The organism is Uliginosibacterium flavum (assembly GCF_040566545.1).
GTDB classification, from domain to species: domain Bacteria; phylum Pseudomonadota; class Gammaproteobacteria; order Burkholderiales; family Rhodocyclaceae; genus Uliginosibacterium; species Uliginosibacterium flavum.
This window is the reverse complement of sequence record NZ_JBEWZI010000010.1, coordinates 16,355-34,644: the sequence shown is the minus strand read 5'-3', so window position 1 is coordinate 34,644 and position 18,290 is coordinate 16,355. Positions and strand designations below refer to the sequence as shown.

Annotated in this window: 18 protein-coding genes; 11 read left to right on the top strand and 7 right to left on the bottom strand. The window is 61.1% G+C overall.

Annotated elements, in window-relative coordinates; genetic code table 11:
- Nucleotides 1-9: 9 nt before the first annotated feature.
- From ABXR19_RS10680 to ABXR19_RS10645, 8 genes are read left to right on the top strand one after another with little or no spacing between them, the layout of a single operon-like run.
- Nucleotides 10-426 carry a DUF4279 domain-containing protein gene (locus ABXR19_RS10680; protein ID WP_354601113.1) on the top strand — a complete coding sequence of 139 codons (417 nt, stop codon included), beginning with the start codon at nucleotides 10-12 and terminating at the stop codon, nucleotides 424-426.
- Entirely contained in the window at nucleotides 419-1,414 is a 996-nt protein-coding gene (gene darH, locus ABXR19_RS10675; RefSeq protein WP_354601112.1) for a BtrH-related acyltransferase DarH, read from the top strand. Before ABXR19_RS10680 ends, darH begins: the two co-directional genes overlap by 8 nt.
- Nucleotides 1,415-1,416: 2 nt before the next feature.
- Complete coding sequence (locus tag ABXR19_RS10670) at nucleotides 1,417-2,340, top strand: ABC transporter ATP-binding protein (RefSeq protein ID WP_354601111.1); 924 nt, start codon at nucleotides 1,417-1,419, stop codon at nucleotides 2,338-2,340.
- Entirely contained in the window at nucleotides 2,337-3,494 is a 1,158-nt protein-coding gene (locus ABXR19_RS10665; protein WP_354601110.1) for an ABC transporter permease, read from the top strand. Before ABXR19_RS10670 ends, ABXR19_RS10665 begins: the two co-directional genes overlap by 4 nt.
- A 9-nt stretch (nucleotides 3,495-3,503) precedes the next feature.
- Nucleotides 3,504-4,004 carry a rod shape-determining protein gene (locus ABXR19_RS10660; RefSeq protein ID WP_354601109.1) on the top strand — a complete coding sequence of 167 codons (501 nt, stop codon included), beginning with the start codon at nucleotides 3,504-3,506 and terminating at the stop codon, nucleotides 4,002-4,004.
- 10 nt (nucleotides 4,005-4,014) lie between these two features.
- Nucleotides 4,015-4,275: a phosphopantetheine-binding protein gene (locus ABXR19_RS10655; RefSeq protein ID WP_354601108.1), complete on the top strand. Its 261-nt coding sequence runs from the start codon at nucleotides 4,015-4,017 to the stop codon at nucleotides 4,273-4,275.
- A 28-nt stretch (nucleotides 4,276-4,303) separates the two neighbouring features.
- The gene (locus ABXR19_RS10650) at nucleotides 4,304-4,933 is read left to right on the top strand and encodes a DUF6988 family protein (protein ID WP_354601107.1); all 630 of its coding nucleotides are present in this window, start codon (nucleotides 4,304-4,306) and stop codon (nucleotides 4,931-4,933) included.
- Nucleotides 4,930-6,726 (top strand): beta-ketoacyl synthase N-terminal-like domain-containing protein, encoded by a 1,797-nt coding sequence (locus tag ABXR19_RS10645; RefSeq protein WP_354601106.1) that lies wholly within the window; start codon nucleotides 4,930-4,932, stop codon nucleotides 6,724-6,726. Before ABXR19_RS10650 ends, ABXR19_RS10645 begins: the two co-directional genes overlap by 4 nt.
- A 291-nt stretch (nucleotides 6,727-7,017) precedes the next feature.
- Here ABXR19_RS10645 and ABXR19_RS10640 read toward each other — a convergent pair whose 3' ends face one another.
- The 6 genes from ABXR19_RS10640 to petA all read right to left on the bottom strand — a co-directional run bounded on the left by ABXR19_RS10640 (nucleotide 7,018) and on the right by petA (nucleotide 14,903).
- Entirely contained in the window at nucleotides 7,018-10,137 is a 3,120-nt protein-coding gene (locus tag ABXR19_RS10640; protein ID WP_354601105.1) for a sensor domain-containing protein, read from the bottom strand.
- Nucleotides 10,138-10,709: 572 nt separating this feature from the next.
- A complete protein-coding gene (locus tag ABXR19_RS10635) occupies nucleotides 10,710-11,156 on the bottom strand; it encodes a ClpXP protease specificity-enhancing factor (protein ID WP_354601104.1) in 447 nt (148 codons plus the stop codon).
- A gap of 160 nt (nucleotides 11,157-11,316) precedes the next feature.
- Nucleotides 11,317-11,916 carry a glutathione S-transferase N-terminal domain-containing protein gene (locus ABXR19_RS10630; RefSeq protein ID WP_354601212.1) on the bottom strand — a complete coding sequence of 200 codons (600 nt, stop codon included), beginning with the start codon at nucleotides 11,914-11,916 and terminating at the stop codon, nucleotides 11,317-11,319.
- A 102-nt stretch (nucleotides 11,917-12,018) separates the two neighbouring features.
- Nucleotides 12,019-12,777 (bottom strand): cytochrome c1, encoded by a 759-nt coding sequence (locus tag ABXR19_RS10625; RefSeq protein ID WP_354601103.1) that lies wholly within the window; start codon nucleotides 12,775-12,777, stop codon nucleotides 12,019-12,021.
- Nucleotides 12,774-14,246 carry a cytochrome b gene (locus ABXR19_RS10620; protein WP_435594321.1) on the bottom strand — a complete coding sequence of 491 codons (1,473 nt, stop codon included), beginning with the start codon at nucleotides 14,244-14,246 and terminating at the stop codon, nucleotides 12,774-12,776. The genes ABXR19_RS10625 and ABXR19_RS10620 overlap by 4 nt, the downstream gene beginning before the upstream one ends.
- Before the next feature lie 21 nt (nucleotides 14,247-14,267).
- On the bottom strand, nucleotides 14,268-14,903 hold the full coding sequence (gene petA, locus ABXR19_RS10615) for a ubiquinol-cytochrome c reductase iron-sulfur subunit (protein ID WP_354601101.1): 636 nt from the start codon (nucleotides 14,901-14,903) through the stop codon (nucleotides 14,268-14,270).
- A gap of 257 nt (nucleotides 14,904-15,160) precedes the next feature.
- Here petA and ABXR19_RS10610 point away from each other — a divergent pair, with 257 nt between their 5' ends.
- The 3 genes from ABXR19_RS10610 to ABXR19_RS10600 all read left to right on the top strand — a co-directional run bounded on the left by ABXR19_RS10610 (nucleotide 15,161) and on the right by ABXR19_RS10600 (nucleotide 17,496).
- Nucleotides 15,161-15,937 carry an HAD-IIA family hydrolase gene (locus ABXR19_RS10610; protein ID WP_354601100.1) on the top strand — a complete coding sequence of 259 codons (777 nt, stop codon included), beginning with the start codon at nucleotides 15,161-15,163 and terminating at the stop codon, nucleotides 15,935-15,937.
- Between the two features lie 206 nt (nucleotides 15,938-16,143).
- Entirely contained in the window at nucleotides 16,144-16,908 is a 765-nt protein-coding gene (gene fabI / locus ABXR19_RS10605) for an enoyl-ACP reductase FabI (protein WP_354601099.1), read from the top strand.
- 87 nt (nucleotides 16,909-16,995) lie between these two features.
- Nucleotides 16,996-17,496: a MaoC/PaaZ C-terminal domain-containing protein gene (locus tag ABXR19_RS10600; protein ID WP_354601098.1), complete on the top strand. Its 501-nt coding sequence runs from the start codon at nucleotides 16,996-16,998 to the stop codon at nucleotides 17,494-17,496.
- A gap of 149 nt (nucleotides 17,497-17,645) precedes the next feature.
- Here the strand turns inward: ABXR19_RS10600 and ABXR19_RS10595 are convergent, their stop codons facing one another.
- Complete coding sequence (locus ABXR19_RS10595) at nucleotides 17,646-18,278, bottom strand: DUF2059 domain-containing protein (RefSeq protein WP_354601097.1); 633 nt, start codon at nucleotides 18,276-18,278, stop codon at nucleotides 17,646-17,648.
- Between the last annotated feature and the right edge of the window lie 12 nt (nucleotides 18,279-18,290).

Sequence of the window (18,290 nt, the reverse complement as noted above, 5' to 3'; positions counted from 1 at the left end):
CAAACAGCCATGTCATCACCACCACTGACACACCGCGAATACGCCTACTTCTTCGTATCGGGTCACGGCAATCCTGAGGTCATTACCGAAAGGCTCGGCCTCAGGCCGTCCGACTCGTGGTCTGCTGGTGATATCGGACCGCGTGGTCGGGTACGCCAAAGCATGAGCTGGCGACTTGACAGTGGCTTTGATGATACGGAACCGCTGGATCGGCACATTGATGCTCTGCTGCAGATCCTTGGCACGAAAGCTGAGTCACTGCGGCAGCTCTGGGTGGAATACGACTTGACTCTTCAGTGCGTCGGTTATTTCCCCGCATCCGGCCACGGTCTTCATCTCAATCGAGATGCCATCCGGAAAGCCGCTCAGCTCGGACTGGCCTTCGATCTTGATTTTTATGGGATCGATGAACACGACCATGACTAATAACGTTTCCTACCAACACCAGCACGCCGCCCACTGCGAGAGTGGCACCATCGCCAATCTGCTGCGCCATCAGGGCGCAACGGTGTCCGAGCCGCTGGCTTTCGGCGTCGCGTCCGGCCTGGCGTTTGCCTATTTTCCTTTCGTGCGCATCAGCAATGGCCTGCCGCTGATTGCCTATCGTTCGCTGCCCAAATCCATCATCAAGGGCACGGCCAAGGCCTTCGGCAGCCGCTTCCGCTTTGAAACCTTCGGCAACGCCGCCGCCGGCCAACGCCGCCTCGACGAGCTGTTGGCCCAGGGCCATGCCGTCGGCGCGCAGACCTCGGTGTACTGGCTGCCCTACTTTCCGGAGGAAATGCGCTTTCACTTCAACGCGCACAACCTCGTGGTCTTCGGCAAGGACGGTGACGACTACCTGATTGGCGATCCGGTAGCCGAACACGTTCAGCGCTGCGCCAGCGCCGACTTCAATCGCGCGCGCTTCGCCAAGGGCGCGCTTGCGCCCAAGGGCCTGCTGTATTACCCGGACAAAACGGTGCTGCCCAACATCCTGCCGGAATCCATCCGCCCGGCGATCCGCAAGACCGTGCGCAACATGGCGGCACCGATCCCGCTGATCGGCGTGCGTGGCATCCGCACCCTCGCCAGACACATCGCCCGGCTTGATCCCAAGGCGGCGCAAAGCAGCCCCTTCATCGGTCATGTCGTGCGCATGCAGGAAGAGATCGGCACCGGCGGCGCGGGTTTCCGTTTCATCTATGCCGCCTTCCTGCAGGAAGCGGCGGACATCGCCAGCCTGTCGGTGCTCAGCGAGTTCTCGGAACGCCTGATGAACATCGGCGATGCCTGGCGCGACTTCGCTTTGGCCGCCGCACGCATGGTGAAAGGGCGAGACGCGCTCGATCCGCCGGCGATTGCTGCGCTGCTGCTGCAACAGGCTGACAGCGAAGCCGCCTTCTTCCGCGATCTCGGCAACGCTATCAAGTAAGCATGCTGACGATCAGTGCGCTCAGTTTCCAGTACCCCGGCGCGCCGCAAGCCGCGCTCAGCGGCGTATCGCTGCAGGTGCAGCGCGGCCGCGTGCTGGGCCTGCTCGGGCCGAACGGGGCGGGCAAGACCACGCTGATCTCGCATCTGGCCGGTCTCCTCGCCGTACAACAAGGCAGCATCCTGCTCGACGGCCAGCCCCTTGCGCAGGCCCGCGCCGAGCGCCCGACGCGGATCACCCTGGCGCCGCAGGAATACGCCTTCTACCCGATGCTGACGGTGGCCGAGAATCTGGCCTGCTTCGCCGCCGCCGGGCGCCTGACGGGTGACAAAAAACGCGAGCGCATCGCCGCGTGTCTTTCTTTCGCCCAGCTGGAGCGCTTCGCCAAGACGCGCGCCGAACAGCTTTCCGGCGGGCTCAAACGCCGCCTGAATCTGGCTATCGCCCTGCTGCCCGAGCCCGAACTGATTCTGCTCGATGAACCCACCGTGGGCGTCGATCCGCAGTCGCGCGCCTTCCTGCTCGACGCCGTCAAGGCGCTGGCCGCACAAGGCTGCACGGTGCTCTACACCTCGCACTACATCGAGGAAATCGAAGCCATCGCCGACGACGTGGCAATCCTCGACAACGGCCGCGTGCTACGCGCTGCAACCCTGCCCGACTTGCTGGCCGAAGGTGGCGCACAAATGGCGCTGCGCATCGAAGGCTCCGTCGAAGCGGCACTTGCCCTGCTGGCCAATTTCGGCACGGTCCAGGCGAGCCACGACGGCGAGATTGCCTTGTGTCTGAACGCAAGCGCCACCCCCGCCGGTGTGCTGCAAGCCATCGCTACCAGCGGAGCGACCCTGCACATGGCGCGCTATGGCAGCCACGATCTGGAAAGGCTATTCATGCAACTGACTCACCGCACCTTGCGAGACGAATGATGCTGGCCGCCCTGATCCGCAAGGAAATCCTCGCCCTGCTGCGTGACCCGCACGGCTTGGCCGCGCTCTTCGTGATGCCGGTGCTGTTCATCGTCATCATGTCGCTGGCGCTGAAGGACTATTACAGCCCCTCGACCAAATCGCTGGCTTACGCCATCGTCAATCTGGACGCCGGCCCGCAAGCGCAAACCCTTGCCTCGCAATGGCGCACCCAGCATGGCTCTCCAGCCACCCTGCCCGCAGACTGGCGCGCAGCGCTGCTCTCCGGGCATCTGCAATACGTTCTCGAAATCGCGCCCGACTTCTCCACCGCCATCAGCGCCATGAGCACGCCGCCCGGCGTCAAGGCCCACCTGCTCGCCGAGCCGGGCCTGGAGCACGCGGCCTTGCGCAGCATCGAAGCCGAGCTGGCCGCAAGCACAGGCGAGCTGCGTGCCGATGCCCTGCAGGAGCGCTTCATGGGCCTGACCAGCGCAGGTGGCAACAGCATCCGCAAACTGGTTTCGGCCGAACGCGTCGCCGCCAGCGTGCGCCCCACGGCCGTGCAGCAAAACGTGCCGGCCTGGCTGGTCTTTGGCATGTTCTTCGTCATCACCGCAATTGCCAGCCTCTTCGTACAAGAAGCGCGCGACGGCACCCTGGCTCGCCTGCATACCATCGGCGTGCCGCGCAACATCCAGATCCTCAGCAAGGCCCTGCCCTATCTGGCCGTGAATGGTCTGCAAGCCGCGCTGATGCTGGCCGTCGGCGTATGGCTGATGCCGCTACTCGGCGGTGATCGCCTGCAGCTCGCCGGCATCCACTGGCCTGCGCTGCTGCTGATGCTCGCCTCGATCAGTGCCGCTGCCATCGGCTTCGCCCTGGCACTGGCCTGCCTCGTGCGCACCCACGCTCAGGCTGCCGCACTCGGCGCCATGTGCAACATCCTGATGGCCGCCATCGGCGGCATCATGGTGCCCGCCTTCGTCATGCCACCCGTGATGCAGGCCGCCGCCGCCTTCTCGCCGATGAACTGGGGCCTGGAAGGCTTGCTGCAGGTGCTGCTGCGCGATGGCGGAATAGCTGCCGTGCTGCCGTATGCTGCACGCTTGGTCGGCTTCGCGGCCCTGATGTGGCTGGCGGCGACGCTGTTGTTTCAACGCCGAATGAAATAGGGGAAGCGCGTGCTCATATCACTCAAGCCAAAAATTTACGTTCGGCTCCAGCCAGACCTGCTCTCGCTTCGCCTTGTCGGCACGACTCATGAGGTCAGCGGCACACCTTGGCTCGCCATCCACGACGCAAAACCGATGCAGACATTGGCGACAGGCGAAGAAGCCTTGCTGCACCGGGACAAGTTGAACGTCAGGGTCATCAACCCATTCGCTCATCCGCGCACGCTGATTTCGGATTTCACCTGCGCTGAAGTGGTACTGAAAGGATTTTTCAAGAAACTCGCCTCGGGTCTTTCCGGTCTGGCGCGCGCCTTCCAGATTTCGCCAATTTTCATCATGCATCCCTGCATCGAACCGGAAGGCGGCTTTACTCAAGTTGAAATCCGCGCCCTGCATGAGCTCTGTCTCGGCGCAGGCGCAGCCCGCGTCAAGATCTGGCAAGGACGCGAACTGACGGATGAGGAACTGAGCAGCGGCAACTTCCCGGCCGATGGCAAGCTCCTGAACTGAGCCCCGCACCATGACCCAAGACATCATCCAGGAACTCAAAACCCTGATCCTCAGCGCCTGCGACAAGGACGAGCCGGCTGGCGGCCTCGCCGCCGACGAAGCCCTCTTCGGCCCGGAATCACGCCTCGGCCTCGACTCGCTCGACGCCCTGCAGATCTCGGTAGCGATCCACAAGAAGCTGGGCGTACGCATCGCCGACAGCAAGGACACCCGGCGCGCGATGGCTTCGCTGGCGACGCTGGCGGAGTATCTGGCGGAACGGCGCGGATAAATCAACTTCAATCAAACGGATGCACCCCATGAACGACTCACTCGAACGTGCCCGCTCATGGGCAGATGAACTCATGTCTCTGTTGGACGGGTATTCATTTGAGCCCAATGAGCGCTCGCAATTGTCAGCATCTTTTTTGAGCTTGGTTATTCGCCACCAACGTGCAATTAACGATCTGTTTAGCCTAAAACATGGCAATTCAGCCCTTGCATTACTTCGTCCTCAAACTGAATCTCTGGTCAGAGGTCTTTGGTTTCGTCGCTGCGCCACGCAGGCTGAACTAACAGCTTTTATCAAGTCAGAAAAGATTCCCCCCTTACCCAAGATGATTGCCTCCATTGAAACAACGCCTGGCTACAAAAACGGAACTCTGAAAATATATAAAGAGCGTACGTACAAACAACTTTGTGGCTTCACTCATGGCGGGAATCTTCAATTTTTTTATCTAAACACCGATGGCGAAGTTCGCAGCGCAATCCCCCTTGAAGTCGTTGATAACTCCCTTAACGACGCTGCACGAATTGCACTTCTAGCAGGACTAGATCTCTGCGCAATCGATAACAGAAACGACCTCGCTACAGCGGCACTCAGCTCCTATCAAAAAATATATGACAGCGAACCTGAATGCGTGGGTCAAGAAAATGTTCTCAAGCCATGATTTCCGTCTTCCTCCACGCCTGCGGCCTCGTCTCCGCGCTCGGCCCTAACCTTCCCAGCGCCCTCGCACGCCTGCAAAACGGCGGCGTTGAGCCAAACCCGCTCGCCGTCAGCCCCGACACCGTCTGGCCCTGCTTCACCATCGCCGATGAGGACACCGACTGGTACGCGCGCGCGCGGCGCCTGACGCTGCAGGCGGTGGCCGAATGCGGCGAGCTGGATCGCGATGCGCCGCTCTTCCTCGCCTCCTGCTCACTGGACGTGGGGGCAGTGGAAGATGGCACGCCGTATCTGACGGATTGCCAGGCTTTCGCCGAGACGGTGGTGGGCTGGCTGGACTGGCGCGGGCCGGTGTTCTGGATTTCGACGGCCTGCAGCTCGGCCAGCAACGCGCTGCTGGCGGCTCTCAATTACCTGCAATCGAGCATGCAGGCTGGTCCAGCGCGCTGCGCCTTGGTCTTGGGCATGGAGCTGCGCAATCGCTTTACCTATGCGGGTTTCGGGGCGATGCAGTTATTGGACACGCAGCGCCCGCGCCCGCTGTCGGCAGATCGCGCCGGGCTGGTACTGGGTGAAGCAGTGGCGGCTTTGTACCTGAGCACCGAGCCCTCGCGCTGGCGTCTGTGCGGCGGGGCGAATGTGGTGGATGGCAGCGATCCGGCCGGCGCTACGTCGGATGCAGTACAGACGATGGTCAAACGCGCGCTGGCCGATGCAGGGCTGATGGCCAGCGATATCGATCTGATCAAGCTGCAGGCGGCCGGCAGCCCCGGCAATGACGCGACGGAACTGGCCGGTCTGCGCGCAGCCTTCGGCACGCTGCCCGCACTCGTCAGCCTGAAGGCCGAAATCGGCCACACCCTCGGCGCCTCCGGTGCGGCAGAGCTGGCGCTGCTGATGGCCTGTCTGGAAAACAAGGTCTGGCCTGCGCCGCGCTGCGCAGCCGATCCGGCGCTGGGCGCGGAGCTGGCGAGTGAGGCGCCCGGCGTGTGTTACCTGATGAGCAACATCCTCGGCTTCGGCGGCGGGCATGCGACGGTCATCGTGGAAGATTGCGCGAGTCAGGAAGAAGGCTTTCACCGCAGAGGCGTGGCGACGCAGAAGGCAGCAAAGGAGATCCTGAACAGTAGCCCGGATGCAGGCCAGCGGCCGGAATCCGGGGCTTTGCCCCCGGCCTCCCGCGTGGCCCCGGATTACGCTGCGCTGCATCCGGGCTACGAATTACCCGCAGACGGCCAAGTCTGGCACATCGCCGGCCGCTGTTTTGCCAGCCCGCCACCGGCCGACTGGCGCGAACAGCTGGCGGTCCGACTGGGCTTCAAACCACGCCGCATCGGGCGCTGGGCGGAGCTGGCCCTATACGGCGCGCTGCGCTGTCTGGACGAGGCCGGCGAGGCGACACTGCCCGCTGATGCACTGCTGAGCCTGGCGAGCCTGCGCGGCCCGGATCAGGCCTTGCGCGCCTCGCTGGCAGAGGCCGCAGATGGCATGCCGCTGCCGCTGGGTTTCCTGCAGAGTCAGCCGAATCAGGCGCTGGCGCATCTGTGCAAGGCACTAAATTGGCAGGGCGATGCGCGCTGCCTGACCACGCGCGATCCGCTCGCGGCGCTGCGCCTGGCCTGCGCCAGCGCCGGGCCGGTAGGAGTTTTGCTGGGCTGGATAGACGAAGATCAGGACGGCGCCAGCCAATGGCTGCGCCTGCTGCCGATGGCAAATGGCGACTTTGCGCCGCTGCCGGAAACCCTGGCGGCGCTGGGTGATCCGACGCTAAAAGGGTTTGGCCTGAGAGGCTGAGATTTCTGATTTGGCGACAAAGGCGCTGCTGGCCGGCCTGAACCTGCCCGGAGAGCCGCTTCGGACGGACATCTACAGATAGCCTCATTGAAGAGACCCACCCAGCATGCCTAAACAGGCAGGCTTGCTGAAGAGATAATACAGGTGCGGCTCTGCAGCCGGCCCATGCGTAGCAGCCGACCCTCTCCCCAGCCCTCTCCCTGGCAGGGAGAGGAAGCCGTTCGGGCCATCCCCGGATTTTGCGACTTGCGACTTGCGACTTGCGACTTGCGACTTGCGACTCAACGATCTTCAGCTTGCCATCAACAAAGGTGCACGCTCATGGGCTGGCGAGGCCAGTCCGCGTGCGAGCATGCCCATGAACACATCGTGAGCCACGGGCGGACAGAAGAAGTAGCCCTGCGATTCGAGGCAGCCTTCACGGATCAGGAAGTCGACCTGGGTGCGCGACTCGGCGCCTTCGGCGATGACTTCGAGTTTGAGGCTACGGCCGAGCTGGATGATGGCGCGCACGATGGCGGCGTCATCGGGATCTTCGACCATGTCGCGCACGAAACTCTGGTCGATCTTGAGGCGATCTACGGCGAAACGCTTGAGGTAGGACAGCGAGGAATAGCCCGTACCGAAATCATCGATGGACAGGCGCACGCCCAGCGTTTTTAGGCGCAACACTGTGTCGAGTACGTCTTCAACATGCTCCATAAGCAGGGATTCGGTCAGCTCCAGCTCCAGATACTCAGGCGGCAGACCGCTTTCAGCCAGGGCTTGGCTGACACAGGCTACGATGTCGTCACGACGGAACTGCAGCGCCGAGATATTCACCGCGACGGTGACGTTACGCACGCCGGCGTCATACCAGAGCATGGCCTGACGGCAGGCTTCGCGCAGCACCCAACGGCCAATCGGCACGATCAGACCAGACTCCTCGGCAATCGGGATGAAGCGCCCCGGCGGCACGAAGCCCAGCGCATCGGATTGCCAGCGCAGCAGCGCCTCGCCGCCGACGATGGCACCACTTTTCAAATCTATCTGCGGCTGGAAGTGCAGGCTCAGCTGATTCAACTCTAGGGCGCGACGCAGATGGTTTTCAATCTGCAGGCGATCCAGCGCATTGGCATTCATGGATTCGGTGAAGAAACGGTAGGTGTTGCGGCCGTTTTCCTTGGCGTGATACATCGCCGTGTCGGCGTTTTTCATCAGCGTATCGGCCGTTGCGCCATCGTTCGGGAAGACCGAAATACCGATGGAGAAGGAGGTGCCAAGCACGTGGCCATCGACTTCGAAAGGCTCGGCCAGACGACGCAAAATCTTCTCGGCGATGCGCGCGGAAACTTCGATGTCCGAGATTTCCGGCAGGACGATGATGAACTCATCGCCCCCCTGACGGCAGATCGTATCGGTGTCGCGCACACAGTGCTGCAGACGCTCCGCTACGGACTGCAGCAAGCGGTCGCCGATGAGGTGGCCAAGCGAATCATTGATGGTCTTGAAGCGATCCAGATCCAGGAACAGCAGCGCCAGCACATTGCCACTGCGCTCGGCACGGGCCAGCGCCTGCTCCAGCCGGTCCTGGAAGAGGGTGCGGTTGGGCAAGGCGGTGAGCGGGTCGTGGTGCGCGAGGAAGGCGATGCGCGCCTCGCTGGCCTTGCGTTCGGTGATATCGGAAAACACCGCGACATAGTGAGTGATGGCGTTACTGCGATCACGCACCGCGCCGATGGACAGCCACTCGGGGAACTCGCTGCCGTCGCGCCGGCGCTGCCAGATCTCGCCCTGCCAGGAGCCCTTTTCGGTGGCTTCCTTCCAGATCGTGTCGTACTGCACCAGGCCGTGACGCGAGGAAGATAGCAGCGCGGGTGTTTGCCCAACCACGCCTGCTGCCGGGAAGCCGGTCAAGTCGGTGAAGGCCTTGTTGACCGAGAGAATGCGGCGCTGCGCATCGGTGACCATGATGGCCTCGACACTGTGATCGAACACCGTGGCGGCCAGACGCAGCTCTTCCTCGGCGCGACGCTGGGCGGTCACGTCGTTCAGCGTCAGCACCACCGGATGCAGGCCGGTGCTTTCGTCGCGGGCCAGCGGCTCGGCCTTGGCCAGCATCCAGCCACGCGTACCGTCGCGCCGATCGATGCCGACCACGGCGGACGCAGGACGGCCGAAGTGCATGGCACGCGCACCGGGCAATTCTGAAATCGGGCAGTCGCTGCCGTCCTCGCGCACGAAACTGTAGCCTTCCGGTTCCTGCAGGGGCGGGAAATTCTCTTCGGCCTCCAGACCATACAGACGCCGGGCTGCTGCGTTAGCGACAATCACCGCACCGCTCGCGTCACGCAGGATCACGCCTTCACGCATCGCCGACAGGATGGTGCGCATGCGCCCTTCATTGGCGCGCAATTCGCTCTCGGCCTGCTTGCGTGCGGTGATGTCTTCGATGACTTCCATGAACTGACCGCTGCTACGGCGCGAACGCACCAGCGACATGGTCAGGTTGACCCACACCACTTCGCCACCGCGCCGGATCATGCGTTTTTCAATTGAGAAGGTCTCAGCCGTGTCGAGAACCAGCACATCCAACAGCCGATCATTGGCCTCGACATCATCGGGATGGGTGATCTCGCGGAAGTCGCGCAGCAGCAGTTCGGCCTCGCTGAAGCCGGTGATCTGGCAATAGCGTTGATTGACGCGCATGTAGCGCCCCGACACCGCACACAGGCACACGCCGACGGCGGCCTGCTCGAAGGTGCTGCGAAAGCGCGCCTCGCTGTCTTCCAGCGCGGATTCAGAGGATTTGTGCGCGGAGATATCCACAAAGATCCCGCGCATGCCGATCACGTGGCCGCGATGCGCCTCGATCGGGCTGCGCAGATCGCGCACATGGACCTCACGGCCATCGGCCCGCACCAGCCGGTATTCGCACTCGCGTTCCTCCCCGCTGACCATCAGGCCACGCAGGAAGGACAAGGCGATTTCACGGTCCTCGGGATGCAGGCGCGCCTGCCAGAAACCGGACTGCTGCCAGTCCGTCAATGCAAAGCCGAGCAGGCGCTCGCCCGGCGCGGAAACATAAGTGAATGCGTTGGAGCCAGCATCGTATTCCCAGGCCACTACACTGGTGCCTTCTACGATGACGCGAAAGCGCTCTTCAGACAATTGCAGCTTGCGGGTGCGCGCGGAAAGCGTGTGCAACTGGCGGCGGTACAACAAGGCGGCAGCCAGCAACAACAGAATCGCGCCGCCGATCACGCGCGTCGAGTCGAACCCGGAGGAGGCGCTGGCAACAGCTTCGGCCCGCGCCAGCCCGACGTAAACGAAGGACAGGCTCGCCGCACACAGAGTGCGGCCCAGCCAGCGCCACAAGGCCTGGCATTTCGTGCGAATCGCGTACAGCGGCAAAGCCTCCCCCTCCTCCATTCGAATCCGGACTGGCGTCCGAACCCGAAAAGCATGCCAACCCGGCGCTCTCGCGGCACCGTGTTCATTGGGTCTGTTGACATACATTCAACGGATCGCGTTGAAGCGTATGGCTTGTGGAACAAGGCGTGCGACACAGTGTGGAGTGGTCCTCCACACAAGGAGCGCAACGCAGTGCCACGAGCCATACGCTTCAACCCGCAGGGCTCGGGCGCTTTGGGCGCGGGGCTGCGTTGCAGCTTCTCGACAGGGAACCGCCCTGCCTTCGTCGCTACGCCTTGCCCCGCACCCAAAGCACCGCGAGTGCGACCGCTGAATGTATATCAAAAGACCCTAACCGAACGCGAACAATACACCGACCGCCAGCGGCAGCCTACGGTCTGGCGAAATACTTTGCCTAAACAAGGCATTAGCTCACACTCAGCGGCTTGAATCGGTCACGAATTGTTACGAAAAACGGGCCGGCAGATAAGCGCTTAAGGGCTGCGAAGCGGCCAGCAGAGCGACTCTCCAGAGGGGGTGTCGGGAGAGGCTTATTGGGAGCGGCTGTGCGGGCATACCCGCAAGAAAACTTACTTGATCCGGCGCAGGTGCGAGCCCTTGGCGGGCGCAGGCGTCTCGGGTTCAGGTGGTGGCGTATCTGTCGGGCTGGCGTCGGAATCTGCAGCACTGATGCCGCCCAGCTCCATACCGGAACCGGCAACGGCGCCCTCTTCAAAAGCCATGCCCTGCCCGTTCTCGCGCGCATAAATCGCCAGCACATTGGCAATCGGCACATACAGGGATTGCGCCACGCCACTGAAGCGGGCCTGACAGGTGATTTCGTCGTTACTGATCTGCAAGCCGCCCGTGGCATACGGCGCAATATTCAGCACGATCTGCCCCTTGCTCACATGCTGCATCGGCACCCGCGTACGCTCATCCACCCGCACCGAAATATAGGGCGTGAAGTTGTTATCCACGCACCACTCATGCAGCGCGCGAATCAGGTAAGGCTTAGTGGAGGTAGCTTGGGTCATTCAGAACAATCTGGAATCTCTACTTCCCAAAAAACCGCTCGGGAAGCGCCCAGCGGCCGTAGCGAGCGGGATCGAGCTTGAGGCGAGAAGCGCAAACGTACGAATAGTACGGAGAGCATCGCAGCCTCAAGATCGGCCCGCGCAGTAGGCCGATGGGTGTTTACCGACGCATGGCGCGTTCGGAGGGGGTTAAGGCATCGATGAAGCCCTGACGCGTAAAGATCCGCTCGGCGTACTTCATCAAAGGCGCAGCCGTCTTCGGCAGCTCGATGTTGTAGTGCTCAAGACGCCACAGCAGCGGAGCGATGGCCACGTCCAGCATCGAAAACTCGTCGCCGAGCATGTATTTCTGCTTGGCAAACAGCGGCACCAGTTGCAGCAACTGATCACGCACCGCTGTGCGGGCCTTGTCGGCAGCAGCCTTCTGGTTCTTTTCCAGGGCTTCAATGTGCGAAAACAGCTCGTGTTCCAGCGTATGCAGCAGCTGGCGGGCCTTGGCGCGCATGATCGGATCCGGCGGCATCAGCTGCGGGTGCGGAAAACGCTCATCAATGTATTCGTTGATAATGTTCGATTCGTACAGGACGAGATCGCGATCCACCATCACCGGCACGCGGCCGTAGGGGTTGATGACCGCATTTTCTTCAGGCTTGTTGAAGAGATCGACATCGACCACCTGGAAATCCATGCCTTTTTCGTACAACACGATCCGGCAGCGGTGGCTAAAGGGGTCCGTTGTACCGGAATACAAATTCATCATTGCAGAGTTACTCCAGGAATATTCAGTGTCACGAACCACCCGACGCGCCTGCTGCGCGTCGCTGTCGCGACCAGCCAACACCATCATTTGGTTCACACCCGATCAATGCACGTCTTTCCAGTATGCCCGCTTGAGCAACCAGGAAAGAACGGCGAAAACACTCAAAAGAGCCAGTACGAACCAGCCCATGCTGCGGCGGGTTTCCTGTCCCGGCTCACCCATCCAGGTAAGGAAGGACACCAGGTTCGCGACCTGCTCATCATATTCTTGCGGCTTCAGCGACCCCGGCTTGACCAGTTCGAAGCCTTCCAGATGCTTGATCTGGTTGCCGTGCCCGTCATCCTTGGTGACAAACTTCGCAGCTTGTTCGCCCTGCAGGGTCCACAAGGCGTGAGGCATGCCGACACCCGGGAAGATTGCATTGTTCCAGCCGGTCGGACGCGAATCGTCACGATAGAAACTGCGCAGATAGGTGTACAACCAGTCTGCGCCGCTGCCATCTTCCGAAGCACGTGCCCGCGCAATCACCGACAGATCCGGAGGTGCCGCGCCAAACCACTTGCGCGCATCGTCCTGGCGCATCGCCGACAACATCTGCTCGCCGGTCTTGTCCGCCGCAAACATCAGATTGTCCTTGATCTGCTGTTCGGACAAACCGATCTGGGTCAAAGTGTTGTAACGCACCGAGCTTGCACTATGGCAATTCAGGCAGTAATTGACGAAAAGCTTGGCGCCCTGCTGCAGAGAAGCATCATCAAAACGCACCGGCGCCTTGTCGAGCGCAACACCACCCGCAGCCAGCGCTCCGGTAATCGTCACCGCCAGCACAGCAGCGGCCAGAAATTTGTTGAGCAGACTCATTTCGAGGTCACCCTTTCCGGTTCAGGTTTGGTCTTGTCCATGCGTGAATACCAGGGCATCAGGCCGAAGAAAGCCAGATACAGAATCGTACTCACCGCCGCCACCGGGCCTCCCGGGATCAAGCCGAAGAAGGCATAGCCCGGAGCCTTGGTACCCAGGAAGCCGAGCAACACGAAGCTCAGTACAAACAAGGCGAGAGCCGTCTTGTACAGCCCGCCCTTGTAACGGATTGACTTGACCGGGCTTTGATCCAGCCAGGGCAGCAGACCGAAGAGCATCACCGAGCCGCCCATCATTGCCACACCCCAGAACTTGGCATCGAAGCCACGACCAAGGTGCACACCCAGAATCACCGGGTCAATCGGTGGCGGCGTGAAGCCGAACACCGTCAAACCGAAGAAACCCCAGTACACGCCGACCACTGCCAGCACACAGGCCCGTTTGACCCACACGCAACTCGTTGCACGGAAAGTCAGGCCGGCCACCAGGGTGATGAAAGCCCACAACACCGGCAGAAAGTCCGAAGTCGTGGCGCGCAGCATCGAGTAGAAAGGCGTGAAGTACCAGACCGGAGCGATATGTGCGGGCGTCTTCAACGAATCGGCCGGGAAGAAGTTGTTGAACTCCAGGAAGTAGCCGCCGCCCTCTGGCGCGAAGAAGATGATGATGGCGAAGACGATCAGGAAGATCGACACGCCAAAGATATCCTTCACGGTGTAGTAAGGGTGAAACGGGATGCCATCCAGCGGGATGCCATTGGCGTCCTTGTGCTTCTTGATTTCCACGCCATCCGGGTTGTTCGAGCCGACTTCATGCAGCGCGATCAGATGCGCCGCCACCAGGCCAATCAGCACCAGCGGAATGGCAATCACATGGAAAGCAAAGAAACGGTTCAGGGTCGCATCAGAGACTACATAATCGCCACGAATGAAGATCGACAGATCCGGGCCAATCACCGGAATCGCCTCGAACAGATTCACGATGACCTGTGCGCCCCAGAAGGACATCTGGCCCCAGGGCAGGAGATAGCCGAAGAAGGCTTCGGCCATCAGACACAGGAAGATCCCCATGCCGAACAGCCAGATCAGCTCGCGTGGCTTGCGGTAGGAGCCGTAGATAATGCCCCGGAACATGTGCAGATACACCACGATGAAGAACATCGAAGCGCCCGTCGAGTGCATGTAGCGGATGAACTTGCCGCCCATCACATCACGCATGATGTATTCCACACTGGCAAAAGCCACCGGAACCCCGGCAGCATTCAGCGAGGCATCCGGCTTGTAGTGCATCACCAGGAAGATCCCGGTAACGATTTGAATCACAAGCACCAGCAGCGCCAGCGAACCGAAGAAATACCAGAAGTTGAAATTCTTCGGCGCGTAATACTCGGACAGGTGCGACTTGTAATTGGCGGTCAGCGGAAAACGCTCATCCACCCAGCCCAGAACCTGTTGCAGCTTGTCGGTCACAATCTTGCAGTAGCTCATCGTTCAGGCCTCTCCGGAATCTTTGCCGATCAACAGGCGTGTGTCGCTCAGATAGGTATGCTTGGGAATCTTCAGATTCGTTGGCGCCGGCATGCTCTTGAACACGCGCCCGGCCAGGTCGAACTGCGAGCCGTGACACGGACACAGGAAGCCGCCCGCCCAGTCTTGGCCCATGCCGCTCTCGGCACCCAGGACGAACTTGGAGTTCGGCGTACAACCCAAGTGGGTACACACGCCAAGACAAACAAAAAACTCATCCTTGATCGCCCGGCCCGCACCCTTGACGTACTCAGGCTGCTCGGCGCGTTCGGAGGCTGGGTCAGCCAGGGCCGTTTCATTTTTCTGCAGAGCCGCAATCATCTCGGGCGTGCGGCGCAGAATCCACACCGGCTTGCCCTGCCATTCGACGGTAATCATCTCGCCCGGCTTGATCTTCGACAGATCCGCCTCCACCGGTGCACCGGCAGCCTTGGCGCGCTCGGACGGCTCAATGAAACTCGTCACGAAAGGCACGGCCACTCCGGCACCAATTACGGCACCGACGCCAGCCGTCGCGGCCAGCAAAACACGGCGTGAAGGATCGAGACTGCATGAACAGCACGACTCTCCGCCGGATGCATCTTGTTTGTTATCGCTCATTGCAAACCCCGAGTGATTGTGATCCAAAGCTGGCCGATTATAGCCAATTTGCCACCAAGGATTAAAGCCCATGCGACCACGAAAGGCGCTACAAGGCCTGCCTGAGCCAATCTTCAGACAACAGAAACCCTTAAGGCATAAGCTGAAGAGCTCAAAACCTGCTCTTTTTTGACACTTCCCGGCTCCGCAAGACTGATTTGGCGATTCTGCGGCATACTTGATGCATTCAATTTTTCATCGCAAACAGGAACATCAACATGGTCAAGGGCATCATTTCCGACATGGACGGCGTCATCTACCGCGGCAAGCAACTCGTGCCCGGCGCCAAGGACTTCGTGCAACGCCTGCACGACTCGAAAACCCCTTTCCTGTTTCTGACCAATAACGCCGAGCAAACCCCGCTGGATCTGAAGCTCAAGCTCGCCAGCCTCGGCATCGACGGCCTGACTGAAGGCAACTTCATCACTGCCGCCATGGCTACCGCCACCTTTCTGAAGAATCAAAACCAGAAACAGCACGCCACGGCTTACGTTGTTGGCGGCGGCGGCCTGATGAGCGAGCTCTACAACGTCGGCTTCTCGATCTCGGAATCCAACCCGGACTATGTTGTCGTCGCCAAGTGCTCGACCCTGAGCTACGAACAACTCAAAAAAGCCGTACGCTTTATTGACCATGGCGCCAAATTCATCGGCACCAACCCGGACATGATTGACCCGGTCGAAGGCGGCCTGGAGCCGGCTGCAGGCACCATCCTCGCGGCTATTTCGGCCGCCACCGGCAAGAAGCCCTACATCGTCGGCAAGCCCAATTCGCTGATGATGATGCTGGCCGCACGCAAGCTCGGCGCCCACCCTGAAGACTGCGTGATGATCGGCGACCGCATGGATACCGACATCGTCGGCGGCATGGAAGCCGGTATGAAGACCATTCTGGTGCTCTCCGGCGTCACCACGCCCGAACTGATGACCGAATTCCCCTACAAGCCCGACTACGTTTTCAACACCGTCGGCGATATCGATCTGGCCAATTTATAAAACCCCACTCAAGAAATGTTGCAGCGCATCCGCTAAAGCTCAGGTAGCACCTTTTGGCGGATGCGCAGCACGATCATCAAATAATCCCTTTTGATACAAACGCCGCGCGACTGAGCAAGATCAAGCGCCCGAAGGATCATGATGCGCAAGACTGGGTTTCCGCCTAGACTTTGCTGCACTCGCACATTTCCACAGAGAGGCTCTTCATGTTCAGTCTGAAAGGTAAGCGCGGTCTCGTCGTCGGGGTCGCCAACGATCACAGCATCGCCTATGGCTGCGCCAAGGCCTTCCACCAAGGCGGCGCGGATCTGGCCATCACCTATCTCAACGCCAAATCCGAAGGCTATGTGCGCCCGCTAGCGGAAAATGTCGGCGCTTCGCTGATCCTGCCGCTGGATGTCGAAATTCCCGGCCAGCTTGAAGCCGTGTTCGAAGCCATCCAGCAAAAATGGGGTCGCCTCGACTTCCTCGTGCACTCCATCGCCTTCGCGCCGAAGGAAGACCTGCACGGCCGCGTTACCGACTGTTCGCGCGAAGGTTTCTCCCGCGCCATGGACATCTCCTGCCACTCCTTCATGCGCATGGCCAAGCTGGCCGAGCCGCTGATGACCGAAGGCGGCACCTTGCTAACCATGAGCTACCACGGCGCCGATGAAGTCGTCGCCAACTACGGCATGATGGGTCCGGTCAAGGCCGCGCTGCAGGCCTCTACGCGCTACATCGCATCGGAACTCGGCCCCAAAGGCATCCGCGTGCATGCCATTTCACCCGGCCCGCTGGCCACCCGCGCCGCCTCGGGCATCAAGGATTTCGACAGTCTGATGCAATCCTCGGCTGCCCGCGCCCCGCTGCACAAACTGGTGGATATCGACGACGTCGGCGCGCTCTGCGCCTATCTCGTCAGCGACGGCGCGCGTTCACTGACCGGCGGCACCATCCATGTGGATGGCGGCTACAACATCATTGACTAGGAAGTGCCGGAGCGTCGTTACGCGCCTTGCCAGAACCGCTTCGTTTCACTTCGCTCCATTTTGACGGCACCTCCAAGGAGTTTCTGAATGACCGACTTCATCGAAAACCGCACCTACGCCGAAATCCAGATCGGCGAATCCGCCAGCCTGACGCGCACGATCAGCGAGGCCGACATCCAGCTCTTCGCCGCACTCTCGGGCGACGTCAACCCGGCCCACCTTGATCATGAATACGCTGGCGCCTCGATGTTCGGCGGCGTGATTGCTCACGGCATCTTCAGCGGCGCACTGGTGTCCACCGTGCTCGGCGTTCTCCTGCCTGGCCCCGGCACCATCTACATGGGCCAGACCCTGCGCTTCACCCGCCCGGTCAAGCCCGGCGACCAACTCACCGTCACGGTCACCGCCCGCGAAAAATTCGACGACAAGAAGCGCGTGATCTTTGACTGCGTATGCGTCAATCAGGATGGCAAAGGCGTCGTAAAGGGCGAAGCCGAAGTGATTGCGCCGAGCGAAAAAATCCGCCGTCCGAAGATGCCCGTCCCGCCGGTCTCGCTGGGCGGCACGCCCTTCAGCATCCAACCCTGAACGCATCTTCGGGCAAGAAAACGGCCTGCCGGAGGCTTCCGCGCGGGCCGTTTGTTTTTGGCGGAGGCATGTCTGAAGAGCCCCACCCAGCGGACCTCTTCAGCCTGCCATCGCACAGAGCAAGGGTGCGCGCGGCTCTTGGGCCCACCTCAAGCGCAGGCTTGACCAGTCTTGGCGTTACGGCAAGCGCCAGCAGCAGCAGGCACTTTGCCTGAAGATTTTTCAGCCGGCTTGTCGAAGACCTTGTCAGCCGGTTTGGCGCCGCTTGGCGCCGCACTCGCAGCCCGCGCAAACTCCGCCTGAAAATCCTGCGAAATCCCCTGCAGTTGCGGGCGCATCACATCGACCTGAGCACGCACGATTTTCGCGATGCCTTCTGACAAGGCCGGCAGGCCGCGCAGCATTTTCTGCCCCAGCGCCGTCTTGTAGAACACCACCAGTTCGCGCGTTTCAGACTCGGTAAAAGTATCCATGTACAGCTTCGCCAAAGGATCTTTCAACTTATTCCAGTTCAGGCCGGCATCCAGTGCCTCGGCGCCGTGTTCGGAGAAACGCCGCACGGACTGACGCTGGGCATCACTGAGTTGCTCGGGACGACGCCCTTGCACGGCCTCTTCAACCATTTCCTGCGCCTGCGCCTCGAAACGCTTGCGCCAGTTGCGCACCGTCGCCTCGGTCTGGGTCAACCCCATCAGCTCCTCGGCCAACCGGCGATGACTGGCCTCATCGGCCCAGGCTGCGCATGAGCAGAGCAGCAGAAGCAATGCCGCAAAACGTTTCATCCCTTGTCCTCT